This window comes from Alteromonas sp. G5_S2_22_S1, from assembly GCF_054968525.1.
In genome coordinates this window covers 25,746-50,894 of the sequence record NZ_JBQKUJ010000020.1, presented here as the reverse complement: position 1 = coordinate 50,894, position 25,149 = coordinate 25,746, and the positions used below count along the sequence as shown (strand labels likewise).

Below are 25,149 nucleotides of genomic sequence, written 5' to 3'. Positions count from 1 at the left end.
CATATTTAACCATACCAGCATATACTGCTGGTATGTTTGTTTTAAGGCGGGAAAAATGCGCTGTAGTTCTATCGTTGCACTTTTTTTCATTTCGGGTGCGGTTGTTCAAACAACACACGCCCAGAGTTCTTCTGCTGTTTCTCAGGTACCTAGAACCTCTTCTCAATCTCCTGCGGTGAGTGATAAAGCCGAAGTCGACCCTACGCAAGACGCACCGCATAACTTTCAGGTAAATGAAACCCGTGACGTTACAGCTTCTGCTGAGACCCAGCCCCAGTCAGCAAGCCAGTGGTTAGCCGAGCTTCAAAATATAATTACTAATGCCAATTTCCAAGTATCGTTTGTTCAAACAATTGCCGGTAAGGAAACGGTTCCTTACCTTTGGCGTCATGGCATTATGGAAGATGGCTCTGAGTTAGAGCAGTTAAACCTTCAAAATGGCCCTGGTCGGGAGCTTATTCGCATCAACGATGTGGTTAGCGTTTTCGAGCCGGATGTTCAGCCATATAGCTTGCGCTCTAAACATATCAATGGGCCTATTCCCAGCGCCCTGCTTTATCACCCCGAGCAGCTTGCAGAAGCTTATGAGTTTGTCGCCGTAGGTAGAGCGCGTGTAGCCGGGCGCTCAGCGCAGCAAATAAGAATTGTCAGCCGCGATAATACCCGTTTTGGTTATCAACTTTGGCTTGATGAGTCATCGGGAATGCTGCTCAAGTTAAACATGCTCGATTTACAGGGAGCATTGTTAGAACAAATCCAAGTAACAGCGTTTGCTATATCGCCTACGCCAGCGGAGTACTTTTCACGGATAAACGCGGCGTCGTTACCGGCCCCAATGGCGTTAAGTACTGCACCCGCGCGAGCGCACAAGTGGGACGTCACTTATTTACCCGCGGGAATGCGAGAGATAAAGCAAGATACAAGACGACTAGCCTTAACCGGGCAAGTGGTAGAGTATAAACTTTTCTCAGATGGGTTGGTGGATGTGTCTGTATATGTTCAGCCCGCCGACGATGCGTTAGGTGAGACATTGGCACTGCGCAATGAAGTTAGTACATTTTTGACCTTAACAGATGGAAAAGCGCAAGTGACAGTGGTTGGTGAAATACCACTTCAAACGGCTAACGCGATTGCGACATCCTTAAGGCCTGTAAATAACTAGTATGTTAAGTAATGATTAGAGAAACAGCTACGGTGGTTGCGATTGACGGCGACAGCGTCACCGTTGAAGCGGCAATTAAATCAACGTGTAATGCCTGTGAAGCGCAAAGCGATTGCGGTACGGGCGTTATTTCTCGTGCTATCGCCCCGAAAACTCAACAGCTAACGCTGCGTACGCCGATGCCGGTTCGCATAGGTCAGAAGGTCACCGTAGGTATACCTGAAGCGGGTATTTTAAGTGCCTCAGCATGGCTTTATTTACTGCCCTTAGTTGCGTTCATTGCAGCGTATGCAGGGGCTGAGACCTTATTGAGTCAAAGCGGCGTTGTACACGAATTATGGGCGATGGTCCCAAGCGCGGTCATTACCTATGCAGTTTACCGGCTTATTGCTTACAAGTTGCGCCGTATTGAAGGTGCAAAGTACCAACCTGTGTTGCTAAGTACTGCTGATATCTAGGACAAAAAGTCTACTGCCGCCAGCCTTGATTGCCATCGCTTTAGTATCGGTTTACTGCGGGGTAGCAATTTTCCTATACGCTAATTCGCTTTTCGCATGAGAAATGGGTAAAATCCGCACGCGCTGCGTATAACCCTTAATTTAAGGTGAGCAGCATTTTTTGTTTAATGAATTTTTCTGCAGGTAATTTCCAGCATTATGCAACAATCGCACATTCGTAACTTCAGTATTATCGCCCACATTGACCACGGTAAGTCTACGCTGTCAGATCGTCTCATCCAGCACTGTGGAGGGCTTACAGACCGTGAGATGGCTGAACAGGTTCTCGACTCTATGGACCTGGAAAAAGAGCGCGGTATTACTATCAAAGCGCAAAGCGTTACGCTGAACTACGAAGCGCGTGATGGTGAAACTTATCAGCTTAACTTCATCGATACTCCGGGACACGTTGACTTCACTTACGAAGTTTCTCGCTCACTTGCAGCCTGCGAAGGTGCGCTTTTGGTCGTCGACGCGGGGCAAGGCGTAGAAGCCCAGACACTGGCTAACTGCTACACGGCTATTGAAATGGACATGGAAGTGGTTCCAGTGTTGAACAAAATTGACCTGCCACAGGCCGAACCAGACCGCGTGGCCGAAGAGATTGAAGACATTGTTGGTATAGATGCTCTTGACGCCGTGCGCTGCTCGGCGAAAACCGGAATTGGTATTGAAGATGTCCTTGAAGTTATCGTCAATAAGATTCCACCGCCAGAAGGCGATCGAGAAGCGCCACTTAAAGCGCTAATTATCGACTCGTGGTTCGACAACTATCAGGGCGTTGTATCATTGGTACGTATTGTCGAAGGCCAATTGAACAAGAAAGATAAAATTCAAATTATGTCGAATGGCCAAACTCACCAAGTGGACAAAATCGGTGTGTTTACGCCTAAGCCTCTTGATACTGGCATATTAAGGGCAGGTGAAGTTGGTTTTATCATTGCCGGCATCAAAGATATTCAAGGTGCGCCCGTGGGGGATACTATCACGCTTGCGCGCGAGCCTGCTGACGCCATGCTTCCTGGTTTCAAAAAGGTTAAGCCACAGGTTTATGCGGGTATATTCCCAATTAGTTCAGATGATTACGAAGACTTCCGTGATGCCCTTGCTAAGTTAAGCCTGAACGACGCGTCATTATTTTACGAGCCAGAAAGTTCAGCCGCCTTGGGTTTTGGTTTCCGTATCGGCTTCCTTGGCATGCTGCACATGGAAATCATTCAAGAGCGTTTAGAGCGTGAATATGACCTAGGTCTTATTACTACTGCACCTACGGTAATTTACGAAGTCGAAACGACAAAGGGCGAGACACTTACCGTAGATAGCCCGGCGAAATTACCGCCGGTTAACGATATTGCTGAAATTCGTGAACCTATGGTTGAAGCCAATATTCTCGTACCACAAGAGTATTTAGGTAACGTAATTACTCTATGTGTTGAAAAGCGCGGTATGCAAACCAACATGACGTACCACGGTAAGCAAGTCGCGGTAACTTACGAGCTACCAATGGCTGAAGTTGTTCTCGATTTCTTCGACCGTTTGAAGTCTACCAGCCGTGGTTTCGCTTCCCTTGATTATAACTTTAAGCGTTTCCAAACGTCTGACATGGTGCGCGTTGATATTCTTATAAACGGCGAACGTGTAGATGCGCTAGCGGTTATTACGCACAGAGAAAATTCTCAGGGCCGTGGTCGTGAGTTGGTAGAAAAATTACGTGAATTGATTCCTCGCCAAATGTTTGATATCGCTATTCAGGCAGCGATTGGTAATCACGTCGTTGCAAGAAGTACGGTTAAGCAGCTACGTAAAAACGTAATCGCCAAGTGTTATGGTGGTGACGTTAGTCGTAAGAAAAAGCTACTTCAAAAGCAGAAAGAAGGTAAAAAGCGAATGAAGCAAGTGGGTAATGTTGAGTTGCCACAAGATGCATTCCTTGCAGTATTGAAGGTGGGCAAATAATGGCGAACTACTTCTCCTTGATTTTGGTGGCACTCACCTTAATAACAGGTTTGATTTGGCTAGTAGATAGCCTCGTGTTTGCGCCAAAGCGAAAAGCCCGTTTACAGGCTGCGGCGACCGCAGAAGGCGCGGGCTACGGAGAAGATCCACAGCTGCCATATTTAGTTGATACTTCGCAACAAATCTTCCCGGTTATCGCGTTTGTATTAGTGTTGCGTTCGTTTTTGTACGAACCGTTTCAAATTCCTTCAGGCTCTATGATGCCAACCCTACTGGTGGGTGACTTTATCTTGGTGGAAAAGTTTGCTTATGGTGTGAAAGACCCGGTCTTCAGAAGTAAGCTTATTGAAACTGGCGTGCCAGAGCGCGGTGACGTAGTGGTATTTAAATACCCAGAAGAGCCTTCAATTGACTATATCAAGCGCGTTATAGGGCTACCGGGTGACACCGTGGTTTATCAAAATAAACAGGTTTATATAAAGCCTAAGTGCGAGACGGGCAATAACTGCCCGAAACTTAAGGCGGTACCACTAAGCTTCCAAGAACGTGGCGAATTTGTGCAAGACATGGCGCAGCTTATGCGTTACACCGAGGATTTAGGCACGGTGGAGCACGATATCTTGCGTCATCCAGTTCGCGAAATTTCTCCGGTTAATTTTTATACCCAACCCGGCACACGCGCCAATGAGTGGATAGTACCAGATGGGCAGTATTTCGTACTTGGCGATAACCGTGACAACAGTCGCGATAGCCGTTTTTGGGGCTTTGTTCCTGATGCCAATCTGGTAGGAAAAGCGGTGGCGATTTGGGTTTCATTTGAATTCGAGCGCAGCCCATCAGACTTCCTTCCAACATGGGTACCTACAGGTGTTCGATTTGAGCGAGCAGGTGGCATTCATTAATGCAGGGAATTGATAAATATCTTCGCTTATACAAGGCGATAGGCTACACATTTAACAATGAAGCGTTGTTAGAACAAGCGCTTACTCACCGAAGTGCCGCTAAGCAGCACAACGAGCGCTTAGAGTTTTTAGGTGATGCCATTTTGGGCATGATTATAGGCGAGACTTTATTTAAGCGCTTTCCTACTGTGCCAGAAGGCAAGCTCACCAGAATGCGTTCGACCTTGGTTAAAGGTGATACGCTGGCAGAGTTGGCCAAAGAAGCCAGTGTGGGCGAGTTGCTCAACTTAGGTCCTGGTGAACTGAAAAGTGGCGGTCACCGCAGAAGTTCTATTTTGGCTGACGCCGTTGAAGCTATCTTAGGTGCTATCTACCTCGATTCAGGAATGGACGAAGTACGAGGCGTTATCGACAGGCTATGGGAAAGTCGCATTAATCAATTAGATCCTAATGCACACCCAAAAGACAGTAAGACGCGCCTGCAAGAGTTCTTACAAGGGCGCAAACAGGCGCTGCCAACCTATGAGGTGCTGTCTATTTCAGGCAAAGATCACGCACAGACATTTGAAGTGTGCTGTAAAGTAGAAAGTCTACCAGACGCGGTTGTGGCGTCTGGCAATAGTCGTCGTAAGGCAGAACAAGAAGCTGCTCGTTTAACATTGGAGAAGCTTGATGACAACGCATGATGAGTCGAATTTGCCAGAAATGCCCGATATTCAAACACGCTGTGGTTTAGTCGCCATTGTAGGGCGCCCTAATGTAGGAAAATCTACACTACTTAACCGCTTACTGGGGCAAAAGGTAAGTATTACCTCTCGTAAGCCTCAGACCACACGTCACCGTATTTTAGGTATCGACACCGACGGCGACTATCAAGCGATTTATGTTGATACGCCCGGGCTTCACCAAGACGAGAAGCGAGCGATAAATCGCTACATGAACCGCGCCGCGTCGAGCTCTCTCGCAGAAGTGGGCCTGGTATTGTTTGTTGTCGAAGGTGATCGTTTTAACGCCGAAGATGAAATGGTGTTAAGTAAAGTTAAACAAGCAAACCTTCCTTGCTACCTTATCGTAAATAAAATGGATAAGGTGGAAGACAAAGAAAACTTTATGGTTCATCTGCAAAAGTTAGGTGAAAAGCACCCGTTTGAGCACATTGTTCCTATTAGTGCCAAACAGGGAAAAATGGTAGACGGTATTAGAGAACTCGTTGCTGAATCATTGCCGAAAAGTGAGTTCTTCTTTCCAGAAGACTACATCACCGACCGCTCAAGCCGCTTTATGGCTGCTGAAATCATTCGTGAAAAATTAATGCGTTTCACCGGTGATGAATTGCCTTACTCTACCACAGTGGAAATTGAGCAGTTCAAAATGGCTGATAACGGTGTTTACCGTATTAATGGCCTTATTTTGGTAGAGCGAGAAACCCAAAAGCGAATGGTAATTGGCAAGGGTGGTAAACACTTGAAAACCATTGGCGAGCAAGCCCGTAAAGATATGGAAAACTTGTTCGATAACAAGGTCTTCCTAGAACTATGGGTTAAGGTTAAGCAAGGCTGGGCCGACGATGAGCGGGCACTGCGTTCTCTTGGCTATGGCGACGACAGTAACTTCTAGCTTTTTACCCGCTCGGTATAAGCGTATTAACGCCGCTAGGCACCCTAGGCAGGGAGCGAGAGGCGTTACACGGTAATTAATTTTCGTTGTAGGAGCGTCGTATGGCAATTTCAGATATGCGTAGACAATACTCAAAAGGTAGTTTGAGTGAGTCAGATATCACATCTAGCCCTTTTTCTTTGTTTGACCAATGGTTAAAAGACGCTATCGATGCGGGTATTCCCGACCCTACAGCGATGACTGTTGCCACGGTAGACAGCACCGGCCAACCTTCTCAGCGAATCGTTTTATTAAAAGATGTTAGCGACAAAGGCTTTGTGTTTTTTACCAATCTAGGTAGTCGAAAAGCGCAGGAGCTATCTGTTAACCCTAAAGTCTCGTGCCACTTTCCATGGTTTTTTATGGAGCGCCAGGTGCGTGTTTGCGGCAGTGTAGAGAAACTGTCTGTTTCTGAAAATGCAGCGTATTTCTTCTCTCGTCCGAAAGACAGTCAGCTCGCGGCTTACGCATCTAAACAAAGTAAACCCATTGGGAGTAGAGCGCTACTTCTCACGCAGTTTAAGCAGTTGAAAGACAAGTTTGCTAACAAAGCGCTACCTGTACCTGACTTTTGGGGAGGCTTTCGAATTGTTCCCCATCAAATTGAGTTTTGGCAAGGCGGGGAAGATAGACTTCACGACCGTTTCGAATACAACAAAGCCGAAGATGGCAGGTGGTCAACACAGCGCTTGATGCCCTAGCCGAAAGCGTTCTGCGGTTCAGCGATAAGCGCTGTTTTCATCTTGAATAGTCGATACAGAGGCGCCTGCGCATGATAGACAGCCACTGCCACCTTGATTTGCTCGCATCGAAAAAAGACCTCAATACAGCCTTAGAAAGGGCAAAAGCTGCGGGGCTCACTCGCCTCATGGCGCCGAGTATCAATCCTCATTCGTGGCAAACGCTACAGGCGCTTAGTAGTGAGTATCAACATCTCCTTCCCATTGATACTGCCCTTGGGCTTCATCCTTACTTTCTTTCATCTAACGAGTGCGACTTAAAAAACGGTATTGCTTCATTATCGCAAGAGCAACTTGTAAAAGGTCAGCTTTCTGAACTTGAAAATGCCGCAGCAATGCGCCACCCGTCAGTAAAAGCCATTGGTGAGACCGGTATCGATGGGCATATCAAGGTGCCTCTTAAACTGCAGCAGCAGGTATTTAATGCCCATTTAAACGTTGCCGAGCGCTGTACTTTACCCGTAATTGTGCATCATCGAAAAAGCCATCATCTGTTACTGGAGGCGTTTAAGCAGGCAAGGTATCAAGGAGAAGGGGTGATCCACGCCTTCTCGGGCAGTGTGGAAGTAGCAAAAAGGTATATAGAGCGAGGCTTTTATTTAGGAATAGGCGGCACTATTACCTATGAGCGCGCGAAAAAAACACGGGAAACCTTAGGCTATTTATTAGAGCATCACTTCGATAACATTCTGCTTGAAACTGACTCGCCGGATATGCCCATGTGCGGCCGGCAGGGCGAACCTAACGAACCCTACTACCTAAATGATGTGGTAGAGGCGATTAGCTCGACTTTCAGCGTTGCATCTAGCGAAGTAATAGCCACTACCACAGCGAACTATTTTCGTCTATTTGGCATAGAGCAAAGTCATGTTTAGCGAGAGCTAAATAGCACTTATTGAGTGAGCTTCATCTGTTTCTTTTTAGACTCGATGACGTGTATAAACCAAGGTCGAGATTTGTAAAACGCGCGGGTTAGGTAAATGCCAAGCATCAGAGCGAGAAACACTAAAATACACGCGATAAGCGCAAGCTGATACCGAAGTGTAAGGGGGCTTTCTAACACGGCCTGTGTATTCATATGAATGTTCACGTACCCCAATAAATTACCCTTGTCATCATTAATCGCCTCGACATAGGTAAGTGGCGTAACATTTTGCGATTGGCTTATCGCGACAATACTGTCTATTTGGGGTAATGGTGCGATATACCTGCCGTCTTTATCAAATACAGATAGGGCGAGGATCTGCGGTTCGTTTTTCAATACAGTCGCAACGCTTTCAATATACTGCCTTTGTGTTAGTGCACTTTCTGATTCAGCCTTTTGGTTTTGTCCTAGCATGGGGCGGTCTTGAGTAAAAAAGGCGGGTTGTAAAAGCTTGGCGTACTGGCGCGCAATGCTCTCGCCAGTGGAACGGGTTTGAACGGTAAGCCAATCATTTTGGTATTGCTGAACCAACAATAACAATACAACGATTAACGCAAATACCGTGCTGACAACTAATGTGTGAAAGAGTCTTTTCAGAGCCGTATACAATGAATGAGAGTCATTCTTTGTTTGTGTAGTGGCTTTGTTAAGCACGTTTACCAATTCGTATTTCCATAAATTCTTTAGGTTTGCCTAACAGTAGGTTAATTCTAAATAATTTAAAAGAGGATATTTTATTAGTTAGCCTAATTGGTTAGCATTAGGCCACCATTTGCCAACTATCTCAGTGTCTTCTTCGCTATGAAAAACACGCTTTTCCCAAATATTAACAATGACGAACAGCATAGTGCTGCCCAGCTATCACAACACATTAATACTGAACACAATAGCAAGGCCTATACACACACGCTTACGGTAACAGGTCAAGCCATTACCCCTTACCTTTTGGACGGTGTGCTCAATAAAATAAAGGATGTGTTTTCACCGACAGGGGCGGCTTTTCACCATCTACACCAATGTCTTGGCGATGATGTTATTGAGGTTCGTGGCACGCTTAATAGCGCACAGCTTGAAAATATAAACCCGCTACTTGGTGATGTGTCATCTGCCTTCAACCTTGATATCGGTTTACAGGCTTCTCGTCCGTCACTGTCTCAGCCAGGTCTGTTAGTGATGGATATGGACAGTACCGTTATTGCCATAGAGTGTATTGACGAAATTGCAAAATTGGCGGGCGTGGGTGAGCAAGTTGCAGAAGTTACCGCCAAGGCCATGCGCGGTGAAATAGCCTTTAACGACAGTTTGACTCACCGCGTAGCGTGTTTGGAAGGCGTGCCCGTAGCACACCTCAAAAAAATTCGCGATAGCCTCCCAATCATGCCGGGTATACAAAGCTTGCTCGCTTACCTTAAACAGCACAATTGGAAATTGGCTATTGCCTCGGGTGGTTTTACCTTTTTTGCCGATCATTTAAAAGCAAGATTAGGATTAGACTTTGCTATATCAAATACATTAGCGGTTAGCGAAAACCTACTTACCGGTAAAGTTGAAGGAGAAATAGTGAACGCCGATGTTAAGGCGCGCACGGTTAAGCAGCTTGCCGAAAAGTGGCAAATTCCAACGAGTCAGACCGTGGCAATGGGAGACGGGGCAAACGATTTGGTGATGATGGCTGAATCGGCCCTGGGTGTCGCTTGTCACGGCAAGCCTTTGGTTAATGAAAAAGCCGATGTCGCAATTCGTATTGGCAGTTTGCACAGCATGCTTTATTTTCTTGATAAATAGGAAGGCGGGAGGTTGTGCTAGCTGTTTTTAAGAAGTTAGCACGCTTGTTCGTGAAAAAGTGCTATGCGCTAAACGGGTAGCGCATAGGTGGTGTGTTTAAGCCATTCTTGATACAACGTTCTGCGCTACGGCGCTTTTTAACGTTTTATTAGCGGTGATGTCTTCCATGGTGAAGCCATAACGAATTAGCACTTCGTCAGTCACATCGACAAGGTGTGAACATGCGGCAATACTCCACATCTTTTTCTCAAGCTCTCGCGCTCTGTGCATGGCATACATAGTCACGTAGTTGATTTCAGTTTGCAGCATGCTCATATCAGGTTTACCCGTGGTCGTCAGCATCACATGAATAGCTATAAACTGGCCTCGAACCATCGCTTCTCGAATAAAAGCTCTTCGCTGCTCATTACTTTCAAATTTATCTGAGTAACGAGGGATAATTGCCATACGCGGTTCTTTTTGCGATGCATCAAAGGAAATAAAGAGCTCTTGGCGCAGCGGCATATTTTCAAGCTTTACGGCTTTAATGCCGCTTTGAACGAAAGGCGAATCCTGTTTTCTGTCTCTGAAGAGGAACTCTAGATTAACTTTGCCTTGCTCAGCATATTGCGTGGTGAGGGTGGTGATCCTCTCGTCTTGCTTGCCAACGATACACGCTTGAGGCGTATAGCGAACCCCTTCTTTGCTCATCAAAAAAGACAAAGAGGTCGCGTTTCTAGCGTTGATACAGCGCAGTGCCTGGCCGATACCGGGTACTTCTTCTTCGTCATTATCAACTTTTAAGTTAGCTTTATTCTTTTTGATTAGCTCTTCAAAGAAGGCGCGGGCGCTCTTTCCTTCCTCACCTGGCATGGTCTTCAGGTGTAAGATGTTTTTCTCAACGTTATGGTAGATAATTTCATATTGAAGGTGCATAACATCAAATGCATTAGCAATTTCTTGCAGCCGGGGAAAAGCCACTTCAATTCTGCCTTCCAGGCTTCCTTTATACTCTTTATTTAATTCAACGCGCAGACCCAAACCGTGTACAGAAATATCTTCACTTACGCCTTTGTGAACCGCATCCTCATTATTGAAGCGAGCTTCGATTTGCGTTCTTAGCTGATAGCGGCTTTCAATACGTTGTTCTTCATATTTAAAACGTACTAAATGAATATTAGAGGGCGCTCGGTTTCGAGGGTGCCCAAAGACTCGCAAATGAGAAAGGTTTTCGCGATTGAAGGTAAACTCGTTATAGGTTTCTTGACCGGTTACCGACGTCACATCGGTAACGTGAGCTAAATACCTGAGGTTTTTAAGCTTAGACATGAGTCGCGCCGATGGCGGTGTATTAAGCTTTTTGACTTTGCTACCCACAGAGTCAGGTATGGAAAGGGGAATATGAGCTTGCTCCGGCACCATGTCGGTAAGCGTGATTTTGAACACTCTCCAACTGGCCTTTTTTGAGCCAAAGCCTAAGAAGACCTTAAGCAGAATGTCTTTTTGCAACAACTCCTCGAAAGACGCCGAGTAAAAGTATACTTTATCACTGTGTAGGTGGGTGAAGCTGAATACAAAAATTTCGCGCACTTCATCAGACTTATTTAAAAGCCGCATAAGTCGCTCTTGTGTTAGCAAAAAGTTTAGCCGACAGTTTTCTTCTTCGTCTTGCCAATACTGTACTGTTTCTCTATTTACCTCGTTTACCATCGCAAAGCGGGGTACTAATGTTTTGTTAATAACATCGATATAGACAGGAAGCGTTGGGCTTCTTGGTGAGAAGTATTGTTCGCAGGTTTTGCTGGTTATCGCTTCTATTGTATTGCTCATGTTCACTTTATAACGACGTTTGTTGCCGTGTATAAAGCTTTCTAAAAACTTGTCAAATGCTGGGCTGGGGCAATCTTTATCCCGCTGTAGCGCAAGATAGTTCACATCGTTTTTCGTTATTATTTTAACGAGTTTGTACGCTATGCCATTTTTTTTATCCATGGCAAATTCGTTTTCAAGACCCCTAAAAAAGATAAAAAGGGTTTCCCCGGTTTTAAAAAAAGCGTCTTTTGCGAGTTTTATCTGTAAACCTTCGAGGGAAATATCAACACTCAGCCCGCGCATTGCTTGGCCGGTGTTATTAAAAACTTCTACGGCCACTGCGAAATTCATTCGCTCTGTATTGCGCTGTCGATAATCGAGAAGGTTCACCGTTGGCACTTTGAATTGCTCTAACACGGCAGAGCGCTTCTTGGCCGTAGGATTTTCTTTGTGTGCCCGCTCTTGAGCAAGTTCTTTTTCGCGCATTAAGCGGAAATTGTTTTCCGTATTTTGTACCGCCTCATACACGCCATAAGTGTAGCGGCCAAACACGCGTATCTGCTCTTCAAATTTATCAACCGCTAAGTCGTCCATATAATGACTTCGCCCTTCATGGACATATTTTTTGCATTTACCGTCTACATGACCGCGCAAATCGATAGTACGCATACAGGGTTTGGCTAGACGCTTTACTTCCATTTTTATTAGAAAGCGTTTTTCCTTAGGGACGTCTGCAGCAGTTTGAAGCAACACCTGGTTGAACTCGGGTTCGTTCACCATAGGCTTTAGCTGTTCAATAATATCAGCGTACTGCTTTAAATCTTGACTCATGAATGCGCAACTTTGTTGTTAAGTATCATTATTTTAGTTGTTATCGGCAAATCAGCAAAACTCATTAATGCGCTGAACCCTTATACTTTTGTTGGATCTATTGTGCGCAAAAACTGAACGTTGGATTGTGCTTAACTCACTCTTTTTAAGTGTTAGAATACTCTTTTTGGACTTTGGATAAAACTGGAATATGGCAAAACGTAAAACTGCTTATGTATGTTCTGACTGTGGGGCAGAGTTTCCTCGCTGGCAAGGGCAGTGTTCAGAATGTAAAGCGTGGAATACCATAAGCGAGTTTGTTGTAGCAAGTGCAAAAAGCGCTACGCGTCAAACTACGTCGGGCTATGCTGGACAAACGGCGGCTAAAATTGAAACGTTGAACGCCATTGATCTTGAATCTCTTCCTCGTTTTTCGTCCACTTTTAAAGAACTCGATAGGGTGTTGGGTGGCGGTATTGTCCCCGGCGCTGCCATGTTGATAGGCGGCTCACCAGGCGCAGGTAAAAGTACGTTGCTTTTGCAAGTAATGTGTCAAATGGCGAAAAGCGAAAGCGCCCTCTATGTAACAGGGGAAGAATCGTTGCAACAAGTGGCCATGCGGGCGAAGCGGTTAAGCCTTCCTGACGATAAGTTGATGATGCTGGCAGAAACAAACGTTGAAACCATTTGCGATTTAGCGCTTACCCAAAAGCCTAAAATTATGGTTATCGACTCCATTCAGGTTATGCATGTTTCTGATGTTCAGTCGGCGCCTGGTAGTGTATCTCAAGTTAGAGAGAGTGCGGCTTATTTAACCCGCTTTGCCAAGCAAAACCATATTGCCATGTTTATCGTTGGTCACGTAACCAAAGACGGCAACCTCGCGGGCCCTAAAGTACTCGAACACTGTATCGACAGCTCAATGATGTTGGAAGGGGAGAGTGACGGCCGCTACCGTACGTTGCGAAGCCACAAAAACCGCTTTGGTGCAGTCAACGAGCTTGGGGTATTTGCCATGACGGAAAAAGGCCTTAAAGAAGTGAGTAACCCGTCTGCAATCTTTCTAAGCCGTGGCGATAACGATACGCCGGGTTCTAGTGTCATGGTAATTTGGGAAGGTACGCGCCCATTGCTGGTGGAAATACAAGCCTTGGTGGATTACTCACAAATGTCTAACCCTAGGCGAATTGCAGTTGGCCTTGATCAAAACCGATTATCCATGCTGCTGGCGGTGCTTCATCGCCATGGCAATGTGCAAATGAATGACCAGGATGTATTTGTCAATGTAGTAGGGGGCGTGCGCGTTTCCGAGACCAGCGCTGACCTTGCGCTGCTTCTGGCCATGATTTCTAGCTTTCGAAACCGCTCTTTACCGCGCGATTTAATTGTATTTGGTGAGGTGGGCTTAGCCGGTGAAATTCGCCCTGTTCCAAACGGGACAGAGCGCATTATTGAAGCCGCGAAACACGGCTTTAAACGCGCTGTTGTGCCTAAAGCGAATGCTCCTAAGCAAGCCATAAATGGTATGAAAGTTGTGCCTGTAGCCCGTCTATCAGAAGCCTTAGATGCGCTAGAATAGAGGGCTTGGCCTAGAGCCTATTCCAGCACTCTTCGTCCTGCTAACACGATATTACGTGAACGTGTTAGTGGGATGCGCGGTAAACAGCATCAACCAGTGCATTAAGGTCTTTTTCTTCAATACTTGCGTCTTCACTATTTAAGGTAATTAAGCGGCGAAGCGCGCTAACGCTTTCTAGGTCCATGCTTTCAACCTTACAACCTAACGACACCCCTTCTTTTCTGCTATCGGCATGGCGGTAAAGCTGAGAAATATGAAGCGTAATGACAGGGCTATCTTCATTTGCTTGAAACATAGCTGTGTAGGGCTCGTGGCTGTCAAAGGGCAGGTGGGTGAGCGCTGTTTCGCTGGCAAACAGTTTTATTCCTTGCAGCGACACGTCACTGACTACCACGTCGATAACCATGTCGTTATGGGCAAGGGTGCCCCTTACGTTTAAGGTAACCCTTTGGAATTGGCGCTTATCCGTCATTTTTAAGTACCTAGTTTGCATCTACGTTGTCAGTATTGGCTAAATTGCTGTCGTTCGCAATCAAAAGCCGACAAATAAAAAGGGCCCTCATCGTAGATGAGAGCCCTTTTTATTGTGGGTCAAAATAGGGTAATCCTATTTTTTATTATCTTTGTGTTTCTTATTACTTAGCCATACGCTTGTATTTCAAACGGTGAGGCTCAACCACATCCTGTCCAAACTCTTGCTTTAACCAGCTCTCGTAGTCTGAATAATTACCTTCGAAGAAGTTAATGTTACCTTCGTCGCGATAATCCATTATGTGTGTCGCCACACGGTCAAGGAACCAACGGTCGTGCGAGATAACCATAGCGCAGCCCGGAAACTCTAATAACGCGTTTTCCAGCGCGCGAAGTGTCTCAACGTCTAGGTCGTTAGTTGGTTCATCTAGCAGCAACACGTTGCCGCCAGCTTTAAGCAGTTTCGCAAGGTGTACACGGTTGCGCTCACCACCTGACAAGTCTTTAATAAACTTTTGCTGGTCGGTGCCTTTAAAATTAAAACGGCTGCAGTAGGCGCGGCTGTTTATTTCAAAGTTACCAATGCGAATGATGTCTTGCTCGTCAGAAATTTCTTTCCATACGGTGTTATCTTCATTCATGTGGTCACGGAACTGCTCTACCGCAGCAATTTGCACCGTATCGCCTAAATCGATAGTACCTGAATCAGGTTGCTCGGCGCCGGTAAGCATTCTAAATAGGGTAGATTTACCCGCACCGTTAGGACCAACGATACCTACAATCGCCCCTTTTGGTACTTTGAACGTCAAGTCATCGATAAGTACGCGATCGCCATAGGACTTTTTAAGGTTGCTTACTTCAATAACCTTGTCACCTAAACGCTCACCCGGTGGAATGAATAGCTCATTGGTTTCGTTACGCTTTTGGTAATCGCTGGTAGATAGCTCTTCAAAGCGGGCCATACGTGCCTTACTTTTAGCATGACGACCTTTCGGATTCGAGCGTACCCATTCAAGTTCCTGTTTCATGCTTTTCATGCGGGCGGTTTCGGTGCGCTCTTCTTGCTCTAGTCGGTTTTCTTTTTGTTCCAACCATGAAGAATAGTTGCCTTCCCATGGAATGCCTTCACCACGGTCAAGTTCTAAGATCCAACCTGCCACATTATCAAGGAAGTATCTATCGTGGGTAATGGCTACCACGGTACCTTCATAGTCGTGAAGGAAGCGCTCTAGCCACGCTACTGATTCGGCATCTAAGTGGTTAGTCGGTTCGTCAAGAAGCAACATTTCCGGCTTTTCTAGCAGCAATCGACAAAGCGCGACACGGCGGCGTTCACCACCCGATAGTTTGCTTACATCAGCATCCCAAGCTGGAAGGCGAAGGGCATCAGCGGCACGCTCTAATGCGTTTTCTAGGTTGTGACCGTCTTTCGCTTGAATAACGGCTTCCAGCTCGCCTTGTTCTTTTGCTAAGGCGTCGAAGTCGGCGTCTGCTTCGGCATAAGCTGCGTATACTTCATCAAGACGAGTCAATGCGTGTTTCACATCGGCTACCGCTTCTTCGATGTTGCCGCGCACATCCTTACTTTCATCAAGCTGAGGCTCTTGAGGAAGGTAGCCCACTTTTAGCCCAGGCTGAGGTCGCGCTTCACCTTCAATTTCAGTGTCAACGCCGGCCATAATGCGAAGTAGCGTTGATTTACCCGCGCCGTTAAGACCTAGCACACCAATTTTGGCACCAGGGAAAAAGCTAAGTGAAATATCTTTAAGAATGTGTCTGTTAGGTGGGACGATTTTCCCCACACGATGCATACTGTAAACGTATTGAGCCATGCTCTATCCTCGCTGAATAAGCGGTGAAAAATAAAATGTGTTTAAGGCGTGTTGAACTTTACCGCATCTAAGCATTCATTAAAGTTCAACACGTCCTAACTGGGGCCATATTCTACTCGTAACAGGGTAGTTTGTGCCAGTCACTTACGCTAGCTGAATTAGTGCTTGGCGATATTTTAAGCGCTTATGTCAAAAAGAATGATTTATGCGTCGGTTGAAAGGGCAATTTAATGTAAACTTAGCGTCCATAAAAATGAGTATTAACACTCAAACACTATTCATATATCCGAACAGGTAATTAAAATGACCGCTATGAATAAACGCACATACAGTTTGGACGAGTTAGCGAAACACGTTGGTGGGGAAGTGCAGGGTGACGGAAGTATCATCATATCTGCAGTAGGTACGCTATCAGGCGCAGCATCGCATCAAATTTCATTTCTTACCAACCCCAAATATAAGCCTCAGTTGAAAGACACCAAGGCTGGCGCGGTAATTTTGCACGAGAGTCTTAAAGGCGATAGCCCCGTAGCCGCACTTATTGTGGCTAATCCTCACGCGGCTTTTGCACTCATAGCTCAATTATTCGATACCACACCTGCTGTGGCGTCGGGGATTGCTGAAACAGCAGTGGTTGCGCCCTCTGCCCGCATTGGTAGTGATGTCTCCCTTGGACATAACGTTATTATTGAAGAAAACGTTGTATTAGGCGACAGAGTGACGGTCGGTGCGAATACGGTTATCCGAAAGGGAACGCATATTGGAGAAGGATGTACCATCAATCCTAACGTGACTATTTATCACGATGTAGTTATTGGAAAGCGTGTCACTATTCACAGTCAAACAGTTATTGGTGCTGCAGGTTTTGGTTATGCCAACGATAAAGGCGTGTGGATCCCGATTCCTCAAACCGGGTCGGTTCGCATTGGCGACGACAGCCAAATCGGCGCAAGCAGCAGTATTGACCGCGGCGCAATGGAAGATACGATCTTAGGCACCAACGTTATTATTGATAACCAAGTGCAAATTGGTCATAACTGTATCATTGGCGACCATTCGTGTATTTGTGGCGCGACAGGCATTGCTGGGAGTTGTCATATTGGCAAACACGTCATCATTGGTGGTGGTGTAGGAATTAACGGCCACATCAGTATTTGTGACAATGTTCAGGTAACAGGCTACACCATGATTGTTCAGGATATCAAAGAGCCCGGTGTTTATTCTTCGGGACAGCCAGCACAAACAAATCGTGATTGGCGTAAGAATACGGTTCGCCTTGCTAAAATTGGCAGTTTATTTGACCGGGTTAAAGCCCTTGAAAAACAGGTCTGATCTCCCACTGGCGCAGGTATTTCGTTAAACCTGCGCCATTTATATTAATTTGGTCATAAAGCGGTATACAAGCACCCGAAAATGACTAGAATATGGCTCGAATTTGAGCAATCAGTGCGTAATGCCATATAAAAACCGCAGTTAAGGAGCCCCCATGTTTTCTCGCGAAATGAATATAGCTGACTTCGATCCTGAATTAGCCAATGCAATGGCCAACGAGGTTGAGCGTCAAGAACATCACATTGAGCTAATTGCCTCTGAGAACTACTGTAGCCCACGTGTTATGGAAGCACAGGGTTCACAGCTTACTAATAAATACGCTGAAGGCTACCCAGGAAAGCGCTACTACGGTGGCTGTGAGCACGTAGACGTTGTTGAGCAACTTGCTATCGACCGTGCAAAAGAACTATTTGGTGCAGATTACGCAAACGTTCAGCCGCACGCGGGTTCTCAAGCAAACTCGGCCGTATTTATGGCGCTACTTGATGCGGGCGACACCGTACTAGGTATGAGCCTTTCTGAAGGTGGACACCTTACTCACGGTTCACACGTAAACTTCTCTGGTAAAACGTACAACGCGGTACAGTACGGTTTAGATAAAGAAACGGGCGAAATTGATTACGCACAGGTTGAAGCTCTAGCGAAAGAGCACAAGCCGAAAATGATTATCGGTGGTTTCTCTGCGTATTCAGGCATTGTTGATTGGGCGAAATTCCGCGAAATCGCAGATAGCGTTGGTGCATATTTGCTTGTAGATATGGCGCACGTTGCCGGTCTTGTTGCCGCTGGTGTTTATCCAAACCCACTTCCACACGCACACGTGGTAACGACCACCACACACAAAACGCTTGCGGGCCCTCGTAGTGGTCTAATCCTTTCTTCATGTGGCGACGAAGCGATTTACAAAAAGCTTAACAGTTCGGTATTCCCAGGCAACCAAGGTGGCCCACTTTGTCATGTTATTGCGGCTAAAGCGGTAGCGTTCAAAGAAGCACTGCAGCCAGAGTTTAAAGCGTATCAGCAGCAAGTGGTTGCAAACGCAAAAGCGATGGTGTCTGTCATGCAAGAACGTGGCTACAATATCGTATCTGGCGGTACTGACAACCACCTGTTCCTTTTAGACCTAATCGACAAAGATATTACGGGTAAAGATGCTGACGCCGCACTAGGTGCAGCAAATATCACGGTAAACAAGAACTCGGTACCAAACGACCCGCGCTCACCGTTTGTAACAAGCGGTCTTCGCATTGGTAGCCCAGCGATTACGCGTCGTGGTTTTAAAGAAGAACAAGCTAAGCAAGTTGCTACGTGGATTTGCGACATCCTTGATAACATGGGCGATGAGTCTGTTATTAAGCGCGTTCAAAGCGAAGTGGTTGCCCTTTGCGCACAATTCCCTGTTTATAAGTAATTAAATAGGTTTGTGTTTTATTGCGTACTTTGGTACTAATGCTGGACTAACTAGTCTAGGTTGAGTTTGAAAGGCCTAAGTACGCAATATGTAAGGATTATTCATGTTTTGCCCGTTTTGTTCCGAACAAGAAACAAAAGTCATTGATTCTCGTTTAGTTGCAGAAGGGCAACAGGTGCGAAGACGACGCGAATGTATGGTGTGTCACGAGCGCTTTACTACATTTGAAAGTGCAGAGCTTGTGATGCCCCGCGTTATTAAACGCGATGGCTCGCGTGAACCATTCAACGAAGATAAACTTCGTGCTGGGCTACAGCGCGCGCTTGAAAAGCGCCCTGTTAGTACCGAAAAAGTAGAACAATGTATCCTTTCGCTTAAATCACAGTTGCGCGCAACCGGTGAACGAGAAGTAAGCAGCGAACTACTTGGCAACCTAATAATGAAAGCCCTCAAAGAACTCGACAAAGTCGCCTATGTTCGGTTCGCTTCAGTTTATCGTTCCTTCGAAGACATTCGTGAATTTGGAGAAGAGATTGCACGACTAGGGGATTAGGTTCGATAAACCTTAAACACTTAGGGCTACAACAGGAATCCAAGTGAACCACGATACGGTTAAAAACGATTATTATTGGATGGCAAAGGCCATTCAACTTGCCAAAAAAGGGCGCTTTACTACCTCGCCCAACCCCCGCGTTGGCTGCGTGATTGTTGACGAAGACAGTCAGTTGTTAGGCCAAGGTTATCACATCCAAGCGGGCACACCTCATGCCGAAGTACACGCACTTAGACAAGCAGCTCATGCACGTTCTGAAGGTGCCAAAGGTGCAACCGCTTACGTTACCCTAGAGCCCTGCAGTCATTTTGGGCGTACGCCGCCTTGCGCTAAAGCCCTTGTTGAAGCGCAGGTTGCGCGAGTTGTCATTGCTATGACTGACCCTAACCCGAACGTATGCGGCAACGGTATAAGTATGTTGCAAGAAGCGGGTATTGAAGTGGTGAGCGAGGTAATGGCTGCAGAAGCCGCTGCGCTTAATCCCGGTTTTATAAAGCGTATGCTAACCGGTAAACCCTTTGTTCGCGTAAAGTTGGGCATAAGTGTTGACGGAAAAATAGCCTTGCAAAACGGTGTGAGCCAATGGATTACCACTCCAGAAGCCAGACGAGATGTACAGCACTATCGCGCACAAAGCTGTGTGGTGTTAACGGGGTCGGGTACAGTGAAGGCCGACAATCCTAGCCTTTTAGTACGCGAGAAAGAGGCGCAGTTTGACGATTATCCCCTTGAACATGTTCGCCAGCCTGCTCGGGTTGTGCTAGACAGTAAAAGCACGCTTAGTCGAGACTATGCGCTCTTTAATGACGGCAATATGACCTTTACTGCTACGTCTCAGGCTCACCCAGATACGGCAAGCCAGCATTACCTTCAGCTTGATGAAAAAGACGGTAAGCTTGACTTACACGCACTAATGTTGGCATTAGGCGATAAGCAATTTAACGAAGTATGGGTAGAAGCGGGGCCAGGCCTTGCCGGTGCACTCTTGCAAGAAGGGCTGGTGGACGAGCTTATTTGTTACCAAGCGCCTAAGCTATTAGGTGATAAAGGGGTAAGTATGGTCAATTTGCCAGCGTTTACCGCTTTAAATCAATCTATTTCACTTTCACTTATTGAAAATCGTCAGGTGGGTAACGATATTAAGCTTATCTTCCGGCCCGACGTTAGCAACACCTGTCGCTAACGCGACTAAAGAGGAACTTTATGTTTACTGGAATTATTCAAGCGTTAGGCACGATTAAAAAGCTCGATAACCGTGGCAATGATATTCGTCTAACGGTGTCTTCACCTACGCTTGATATGTCTGATGTAGCGCTAGGCGACAGTATCGCTACCAACGGTGTTTGCTTAACAGTCACTGATATGGGGGCTGATTATTACTGTGCAGATGTGTCGGCAGAGACGATTAAATTAACTGGCTTTGCACATTACAGCGCAGGCTCAACGGTTAATTTAGAAAAAGCCATGCGCCCAACCGATCGCTTTGGCGGTCACATTGTGTCTGGTCACGTGGACGGCGTTGGTGAAGTTACGCAAATCATTAAACATTCAGATTATGTAGAATTCTGGGTTAAAGCGCCCGAAGCGATTGCCAAATATATTGCTCATAAAGGCAGTATTACGGTTGATGGTATCAGTCTGACCGTTAACGAGGTGAATGGCGCTGAGTTCATGCTTTGGATCATTCCCCATACGTTACAAGAAACGATAATGGGAAGCTATAAAGTAGGTACTGCAGTTAATTTAGAAGTTGATGTTATTGCGCGCTACTTAGAGCGATTAATGCTGGGCGATAAAGCAGCTGAGCCACAGAGCAAAGGCATCGATATGGCATTTCTTGCCGAGAACGGATTTTTAAGAAAATAACCCTACAAGAAGCACACAACATGGCATTTAACACTACACAAGAAATAATTGAAGATATCCGCCAAGCTAAAATGGTTATCTTAATGGATGATGAGGACCGAGAGAATGAAGGTGACCTCATTATGGCGGCAGAGCATGTGACGCCGGAAGCCATAAACTTTATGGTTACTCACGCACGGGGCTTGGTATGTTTGCCTATGACGCAAGAGCGTTGTCGTGCGCTAAATCTTCCGTTAATGGTAGATAAAAACGAAGCCCAGTTCTCTACGAACTTTACTGTTTCTATCGAGGCGGCAACGGGTGTAACCACGGGCATTTCAGCGGCAGACCGCGCCACGACAATTAAAGCTGCGGTAGCGAAAGAGGCGAAAGCCACAGACATCGTACAGCCGGGTCATATTTTTCCACTTATTGCTAAAGATGGCGGTGTATTAAACCGTGCGGGTCATACCGAAGCTGGCGTTGATTTACCCCGTTTAGCGGGTTTAGAACCGGCGGGCGTTATTGTAGAAATTCTTAATGAAGACGGCACTATGGCCCGTCGCCCAGAGTTGGAAAAGTTTGCAGCTAAACACAACCTTAAAATTGGTACTATTGCCGATCTAATTGAATACCGTAACCTAAACGAAACGACGATTCAAAAAGTGGCGCAGTGCAACATGCCGACCGAGTATGGTGACTTTGAGTTACATACCTTTAAAGACAGTATTGATAACCAGCTTCACTTTGCCCTTAAGAAAGGTGAGATAAAAGAAGATGAAGCGACGCTTGTGCGTGTACACCTTCACAATACGTTTAGTGATCTTCTCGGCTCTACCCGCGGTATTCATCGCTCGATGACATTAGCAGACGGCATGCGCAAAATCTCAGAAGAAGGTGGAGTGTTAGTGCTATTAGGTAAAGAAGAGCACATCGAAAGCCAGGTACGCCGCTTTGCAGCCGAAGATAGAGGCGAACAACCTGCTGGCGCTGATTGGCAGGGATCGTCGCGCACAATTGGTGTGGGTAGCCAAATTCTTGCATCTATGGGCGTTCACAAAATGCGTCTTCTTAGCAAGCCAATTAAATATCATGCGCTTTCAGGTTACGGCCTAGAAGTGGTCGAGTACGTGCACGACTAGTGCTTGGGTGTAGAGCACAGCGAAAGTGGAGAGGGAATGCTCGTCGCAAACACGCGGTGAATACACCCCTGTACGCTCCGCCACCGCATCCATGCGGTGGAGGGTTTGCGACCAGCATTCCCTCCCCACATTTGGCTAAGCATAAAGTGGCCGTTTACGAATAGTTGAAGTTAAAGAAACAATCGATTTAGTTTGGGCGCAGTTGTGGTATACTTCGCGCCGTTTTTTCTCGAGGAATGAAACCATGCAGGTAGTTGAAGGTAATATCAGAGCAACCGGTAAGAAGTTTGCTATCGTAGTATCACGCTTTAATAGCTTTGTAGTAGAAAGCTTACTAGAAGGTGCATTAGACACCCTAGAGCGTCACGGTGAAGTAAGTGATGACGATATCACGTTAGTACGCGTTCCTGGTGCTTACGAGTTACCTGTAGTGGCTAAAAAATTAGCCGAGAAAAAGTCATTTGACGCCATTATCGCACTAGGTGCGGTTATTCGTGGTGGCACGCCACACTTTGATTTCGTAGCAGGTGAGAGCAATAAAGGTCTTGCGCAAGTATCACTTGAATACGGTATTCCGGTTTCATTTGGCGTAATCACAACAGATTCAATTGAACAAGCAATCGAGCGTTCAGGTACTAAAGCGGGCAATAAAGGTGCAGAAGCTGCACTGGGCGCGCTTGAAATGGTAAACGTTATCGATGCTGTTGAAAAGCTTTAAGGTAAACATTAAGTGAAAGTTTCAGCTCGTCGTAAAGCCCGTGAACTCGCCTTGCAAGGCGTGTATTCATGGCAAATGAGTCACAACGATATACAGCAGGTTGAACTGGCGCTAGCCACCAGTAACGACATGCAAAAGGTAGACATGGCGTATTTTCAAGCCTTGCTGCGCGGTGTTGCGCATAACGCAAGTAAGCTTGATGCGACGATCAAACCTTATCTTGGCCGTCTGCCTGAAGAGCTAGACGCGATAGAAAAAGCGATCTTGCGCATTGCGACGCTGGAACTGACTGAGCGCATTGATGTACCTTATCGCGTAATTATTAATGAAGCGATTGAGCTCGCTAAGGCATTCGGTGCCGAAGAGAGCCATAAGTTCATTAATGGTGCACTGGATAAAGCAGTGCGCACGTTGCGCAAAGATGAGCGCGACTAACCTTACCATGGCGGCATGGATTGCCGCTGAAAGGGTTTAAAAATTACTGTGAAAGAATTTGATCTTATCGGCCGCTATTTTTCAAACTGCGGCCACAAACGCAAAGACGTTGTTATAGGTATTGGTGATGACTGTGCTGTAACAACGGTTCCTGAAAACCAACAACTCGCCGTTACTACTGATACCCTTGTTGCAGGCGTGCATTTTTTAAAAGATGCGCCAGCGAAATCTGTGGCATACAAAACAGTAGCGGTTAACTTAAGTGATTTGGCTGCAATGGGGGCGGAGCCCGCATGGATAAGCCTGTCACTGTCGCTTCCAGAAGTAGATGAAGCTTGGCTTGATGATTTTGTTGCGGGCCTTTATGAGCTTACCCAGTATTATTCGGTGCAGTTAATCGGCGGTGATACGGTAAAAGGCCCTATGGCAATGACGATTACCGCGCAAGGCTTTATACCACCGGGTTCAGAGCTGACGCGAAGCGGTGCAAAGCCGGGTGACTGGCTTTATGTTACCGGTACGTTAGGCGACGCTGGTGCTGGCTTAGATATTCTACAAAATAAGCTAAGTGTCTCAGGCGAAGCAAAAGAGGTGTTAATTAATCGTCATTACTTTCCAACTCCCCGAGTTGCAGTGGGTACAGCTATTCGTCGTATTGCCACATCATGTATCGATATATCTGATGGCTTGATATCAGATTTAGGTCATATTTTAAAAGCGTCTAATTGTGGCGCAAATGTTCACGTAGAGCGCTTGCCACTTTCTCGGGCGTTAACTAGCGCCGTGTCGCCTGAACAGGCTATCGAATATGCGCTATCTGCTGGAGATGATTACGAGTTGATTTTTACGGTAAGCGAAGAGCAACACGGCAGCCTGGAAACGTCTTTGGCAAGTACAAACGTAAAAGCAACGTGTATCGGGCAATTAACCGGTCACAACGGCAAACTCTCATTACTTAAAAATAATGAGAAGTATACGCCTGTCGCTGCGGCGGGTTACGAGCATAGCTTTTAAGTACAATCGATTAATTAGACGTGAGACAAAGGAATTTACATGCAGGCTGAATTTCGCGCTAGAGTGAGTATGAAAAATCCGGTCCATTTTCTAGCGTTGGGCTTTGGTAGCGGGCTAATTCCTTTTATGCCTGGGACGTTTGGCTCTCTAGCTGCATTGCCTTTGCTTATCGCCTGTAGCCAAGTATCCATTGTTTCATTTATCGCGCTTACGCTAATATTCTCAGTTGTGGGCATTTACCTTTGCGGTAAGACGGCTGACGATATGCAGGTCCACGACCATGGCTCTATCGTGTGGGATGAAATAGCGGGCATGTTCGTCACGTTTCTATTTGTACCAATTACCGCATCATCCTTGCTGGTTGGTTTTATTCTATTTAGGCTTTTCGATATTTTAAAGCCTTGGCCGATAGGCGTTATTGATAAGCGCTTACACGGTGGTACAGGCATAATGCTAGACGATTTACTGGCTGGCGCCATGGCATGCGGTTGCCTACATTTGCTAATGGTGTTCTGGCCAGCAGCTTTAGCCTTGTTTTAATGCGTTAACATAAAGCTTAAGGTTTAGCGCCTAAGACGTGTAGTAAGCAAAGA

At 46.2% G+C, this 25,149-nt stretch carries 24 protein-coding genes; 20 read left to right on the top strand and 4 right to left on the bottom strand.

Annotated features, from left to right (window positions below; all coding sequences use genetic code 11):
• Positions 1-55 precede the first annotated feature (55 nt).
• The 8 genes from ACTRWF_RS17270 (at position 56) to ACTRWF_RS17235 (ending at position 7,788) form a co-directional block, all read left to right on the top strand.
• Positions 56-1,162: a MucB/RseB C-terminal domain-containing protein gene (locus tag ACTRWF_RS17270; RefSeq protein WP_012518955.1), complete on the top strand. Its 1,107-nt coding sequence runs from the start codon at positions 56-58 to the stop codon at positions 1,160-1,162.
• Positions 1,163-1,173: 11 nt separating this feature from the next.
• Positions 1,174-1,620 (top strand): SoxR reducing system RseC family protein, encoded by a 447-nt coding sequence (locus ACTRWF_RS17265; RefSeq protein ID WP_012517523.1) that lies wholly within the window; start codon positions 1,174-1,176, stop codon positions 1,618-1,620.
• A 198-nt stretch (positions 1,621-1,818) separates the two neighbouring features.
• Positions 1,819-3,615, top strand: coding sequence for a translation elongation factor 4 (gene lepA, locus ACTRWF_RS17260; RefSeq protein WP_012517524.1), 1,797 nt, complete (start codon positions 1,819-1,821; stop codon positions 3,613-3,615).
• Positions 3,615-4,517, top strand: coding sequence for a signal peptidase I (lepB, locus tag ACTRWF_RS17255; protein ID WP_462835931.1), 903 nt, complete (start codon positions 3,615-3,617; stop codon positions 4,515-4,517). Before lepA ends, lepB begins: the two co-directional genes overlap by 1 nt.
• Positions 4,517-5,203: a ribonuclease III gene (gene rnc, locus ACTRWF_RS17250; RefSeq protein WP_012517526.1), complete on the top strand. Its 687-nt coding sequence runs from the start codon at positions 4,517-4,519 to the stop codon at positions 5,201-5,203. Before lepB ends, rnc begins: the two co-directional genes overlap by 1 nt.
• Positions 5,204-5,222: 19 nt before the next feature.
• Positions 5,223-6,134 carry a GTPase Era gene (era, locus tag ACTRWF_RS17245; protein WP_012517527.1) on the top strand — a complete coding sequence of 304 codons (912 nt, stop codon included), beginning with the start codon at positions 5,223-5,225 and terminating at the stop codon, positions 6,132-6,134.
• A gap of 101 nt (positions 6,135-6,235) precedes the next feature.
• Positions 6,236-6,874, top strand: a complete 639-nt coding sequence (gene pdxH, locus ACTRWF_RS17240) for a pyridoxamine 5'-phosphate oxidase (protein WP_012518952.1) — start codon at positions 6,236-6,238, stop codon at positions 6,872-6,874.
• Positions 6,875-6,945: 71 nt separating this feature from the next.
• On the top strand, positions 6,946-7,788 hold the full coding sequence (locus ACTRWF_RS17235; RefSeq protein WP_012517529.1) for a TatD family hydrolase: 843 nt from the start codon (positions 6,946-6,948) through the stop codon (positions 7,786-7,788).
• 17 nt (positions 7,789-7,805) lie between these two features.
• Here the strand turns inward: ACTRWF_RS17235 and ACTRWF_RS17230 are convergent, their stop codons facing one another.
• Positions 7,806-8,492 (bottom strand): hypothetical protein, encoded by a 687-nt coding sequence (locus ACTRWF_RS17230; protein ID WP_462835945.1) that lies wholly within the window; start codon positions 8,490-8,492, stop codon positions 7,806-7,808.
• A 147-nt stretch (positions 8,493-8,639) separates the two neighbouring features.
• Between ACTRWF_RS17230 and serB the strand changes: the two genes are divergently transcribed.
• A complete protein-coding gene (serB, locus tag ACTRWF_RS17225; protein WP_462835930.1) occupies positions 8,640-9,623 on the top strand; it encodes a phosphoserine phosphatase SerB in 984 nt (327 codons plus the stop codon).
• Between the two features lie 96 nt (positions 9,624-9,719).
• Here the strand turns inward: serB and ACTRWF_RS17220 are convergent, their stop codons facing one another.
• Positions 9,720-12,245, bottom strand: coding sequence for a PilZ domain-containing protein (locus ACTRWF_RS17220; RefSeq protein WP_462835929.1), 2,526 nt, complete (start codon positions 12,243-12,245; stop codon positions 9,720-9,722).
• A 190-nt stretch (positions 12,246-12,435) separates the two neighbouring features.
• On the opposite strand from ACTRWF_RS17220, the gene radA reads away from it, so the two are divergent.
• Positions 12,436-13,803 carry a DNA repair protein RadA gene (radA, locus tag ACTRWF_RS17215; RefSeq protein ID WP_012517533.1) on the top strand — a complete coding sequence of 456 codons (1,368 nt, stop codon included), beginning with the start codon at positions 12,436-12,438 and terminating at the stop codon, positions 13,801-13,803.
• Positions 13,804-13,867: 64 nt separating this feature from the next.
• Here the strand turns inward: radA and ACTRWF_RS17210 are convergent, their stop codons facing one another.
• Positions 13,868-14,275: a PilZ domain-containing protein gene (locus tag ACTRWF_RS17210; protein WP_012517534.1), complete on the bottom strand. Its 408-nt coding sequence runs from the start codon at positions 14,273-14,275 to the stop codon at positions 13,868-13,870.
• 163 nt (positions 14,276-14,438) lie between these two features.
• Positions 14,439-16,106, bottom strand: coding sequence for an energy-dependent translational throttle protein EttA (gene ettA / locus ACTRWF_RS17205; protein WP_012517535.1), 1,668 nt, complete (start codon positions 16,104-16,106; stop codon positions 14,439-14,441).
• 303 nt (positions 16,107-16,409) lie between these two features.
• Between ettA and lpxD the strand changes: the two genes are divergently transcribed.
• The 10 genes from lpxD to ACTRWF_RS17155 all read left to right on the top strand — a co-directional run bounded on the left by lpxD (position 16,410) and on the right by ACTRWF_RS17155 (position 25,096).
• Positions 16,410-17,438 (top strand): UDP-3-O-(3-hydroxymyristoyl)glucosamine N-acyltransferase, encoded by a 1,029-nt coding sequence (gene lpxD / locus ACTRWF_RS17200; RefSeq protein WP_462835928.1) that lies wholly within the window; start codon positions 16,410-16,412, stop codon positions 17,436-17,438.
• Positions 17,439-17,592: 154 nt separating this feature from the next.
• The gene (glyA, locus tag ACTRWF_RS17195; protein WP_012517537.1) at positions 17,593-18,849 is read left to right on the top strand and encodes a serine hydroxymethyltransferase; all 1,257 of its coding nucleotides are present in this window, start codon (positions 17,593-17,595) and stop codon (positions 18,847-18,849) included.
• A gap of 103 nt (positions 18,850-18,952) precedes the next feature.
• Entirely contained in the window at positions 18,953-19,402 is a 450-nt protein-coding gene (gene nrdR / locus ACTRWF_RS17190; RefSeq protein ID WP_012517538.1) for a transcriptional regulator NrdR, read from the top strand.
• A gap of 43 nt (positions 19,403-19,445) precedes the next feature.
• Positions 19,446-20,585, top strand: a complete 1,140-nt coding sequence (gene ribD / locus ACTRWF_RS17185) for a bifunctional diaminohydroxyphosphoribosylaminopyrimidine deaminase/5-amino-6-(5-phosphoribosylamino)uracil reductase RibD (protein ID WP_020743919.1) — start codon at positions 19,446-19,448, stop codon at positions 20,583-20,585.
• A gap of 20 nt (positions 20,586-20,605) precedes the next feature.
• Positions 20,606-21,268 carry a riboflavin synthase gene (locus tag ACTRWF_RS17180; RefSeq protein ID WP_012518943.1) on the top strand — a complete coding sequence of 221 codons (663 nt, stop codon included), beginning with the start codon at positions 20,606-20,608 and terminating at the stop codon, positions 21,266-21,268.
• A gap of 20 nt (positions 21,269-21,288) precedes the next feature.
• On the top strand, positions 21,289-22,389 hold the full coding sequence (gene ribBA, locus ACTRWF_RS17175; RefSeq protein WP_020743918.1) for a bifunctional 3,4-dihydroxy-2-butanone-4-phosphate synthase/GTP cyclohydrolase II: 1,101 nt from the start codon (positions 21,289-21,291) through the stop codon (positions 22,387-22,389).
• A 244-nt stretch (positions 22,390-22,633) separates the two neighbouring features.
• On the top strand, positions 22,634-23,107 hold the full coding sequence (gene ribH, locus ACTRWF_RS17170) for a 6,7-dimethyl-8-ribityllumazine synthase (protein WP_012518941.1): 474 nt from the start codon (positions 22,634-22,636) through the stop codon (positions 23,105-23,107).
• 12 nt (positions 23,108-23,119) lie between these two features.
• Positions 23,120-23,542 carry a transcription antitermination factor NusB gene (nusB, locus tag ACTRWF_RS17165; RefSeq protein ID WP_012518940.1) on the top strand — a complete coding sequence of 141 codons (423 nt, stop codon included), beginning with the start codon at positions 23,120-23,122 and terminating at the stop codon, positions 23,540-23,542.
• A 48-nt stretch (positions 23,543-23,590) separates the two neighbouring features.
• Positions 23,591-24,556, top strand: coding sequence for a thiamine-phosphate kinase (gene thiL / locus ACTRWF_RS17160; protein WP_012518939.1), 966 nt, complete (start codon positions 23,591-23,593; stop codon positions 24,554-24,556).
• Between the two features lie 39 nt (positions 24,557-24,595).
• On the top strand, positions 24,596-25,096 hold the full coding sequence (locus ACTRWF_RS17155) for a phosphatidylglycerophosphatase A family protein (protein ID WP_012518938.1): 501 nt from the start codon (positions 24,596-24,598) through the stop codon (positions 25,094-25,096).
• Positions 25,097-25,149: the final 53 nt, after the last annotated feature.

What these genes read in the sequence shown, in the direction of transcription:
- ACTRWF_RS17180 (WP_012518943.1), top strand. Translation starts at nt 20,606, where the DNA reads ATGTTTACTGGAATTATTCAAGCGTTAGGCACGATTAAAAAGCTCGAT.
- lepA (WP_012517524.1), top strand. Translation starts at nt 1,819, where the DNA reads ATGCAACAATCGCACATTCGTAACTTCAGTATTATCGCCCACATTGAC.
- ACTRWF_RS17210 (WP_012517534.1), bottom strand. Translation starts at nt 14,275, where the DNA reads ATGACGGATAAGCGCCAATTCCAAAGGGTTACCTTAAACGTAAGGGGC.
- nrdR (WP_012517538.1), top strand. Translation starts at nt 18,953, where the DNA reads ATGTTTTGCCCGTTTTGTTCCGAACAAGAAACAAAAGTCATTGATTCT.
- ribH (WP_012518941.1), top strand. Translation starts at nt 22,634, where the DNA reads ATGCAGGTAGTTGAAGGTAATATCAGAGCAACCGGTAAGAAGTTTGCT.
- ribBA (WP_020743918.1), top strand. Translation starts at nt 21,289, where the DNA reads ATGGCATTTAACACTACACAAGAAATAATTGAAGATATCCGCCAAGCT.
- ACTRWF_RS17265 (WP_012517523.1), top strand. Translation starts at nt 1,174, where the DNA reads ATGATTAGAGAAACAGCTACGGTGGTTGCGATTGACGGCGACAGCGTC.
- glyA (WP_012517537.1), top strand. Translation starts at nt 17,593, where the DNA reads ATGTTTTCTCGCGAAATGAATATAGCTGACTTCGATCCTGAATTAGCC.
- pdxH (WP_012518952.1), top strand. Translation starts at nt 6,236, where the DNA reads ATGGCAATTTCAGATATGCGTAGACAATACTCAAAAGGTAGTTTGAGT.
- era (WP_012517527.1), top strand. Translation starts at nt 5,223, where the DNA reads ATGCCCGATATTCAAACACGCTGTGGTTTAGTCGCCATTGTAGGGCGC.
- radA (WP_012517533.1), top strand. Translation starts at nt 12,436, where the DNA reads ATGGCAAAACGTAAAACTGCTTATGTATGTTCTGACTGTGGGGCAGAG.
- ettA (WP_012517535.1), bottom strand. Translation starts at nt 16,106, where the DNA reads ATGGCTCAATACGTTTACAGTATGCATCGTGTGGGGAAAATCGTCCCA.
- ACTRWF_RS17235 (WP_012517529.1), top strand. Translation starts at nt 6,946, where the DNA reads ATGATAGACAGCCACTGCCACCTTGATTTGCTCGCATCGAAAAAAGAC.
- serB (WP_462835930.1), top strand. Translation starts at nt 8,640, where the DNA reads ATGAAAAACACGCTTTTCCCAAATATTAACAATGACGAACAGCATAGT.
- ACTRWF_RS17270 (WP_012518955.1), top strand. Translation starts at nt 56, where the DNA reads ATGCGCTGTAGTTCTATCGTTGCACTTTTTTTCATTTCGGGTGCGGTT.
- lpxD (WP_462835928.1), top strand. Translation starts at nt 16,410, where the DNA reads ATGACCGCTATGAATAAACGCACATACAGTTTGGACGAGTTAGCGAAA.
- lepB (WP_462835931.1), top strand. Translation starts at nt 3,615, where the DNA reads ATGGCGAACTACTTCTCCTTGATTTTGGTGGCACTCACCTTAATAACA.
- ACTRWF_RS17220 (WP_462835929.1), bottom strand. Translation starts at nt 12,245, where the DNA reads ATGAGTCAAGATTTAAAGCAGTACGCTGATATTATTGAACAGCTAAAG.
- rnc (WP_012517526.1), top strand. Translation starts at nt 4,517, where the DNA reads ATGCAGGGAATTGATAAATATCTTCGCTTATACAAGGCGATAGGCTAC.
- ACTRWF_RS17155 (WP_012518938.1), top strand. Translation starts at nt 24,596, where the DNA reads ATGCAGGCTGAATTTCGCGCTAGAGTGAGTATGAAAAATCCGGTCCAT.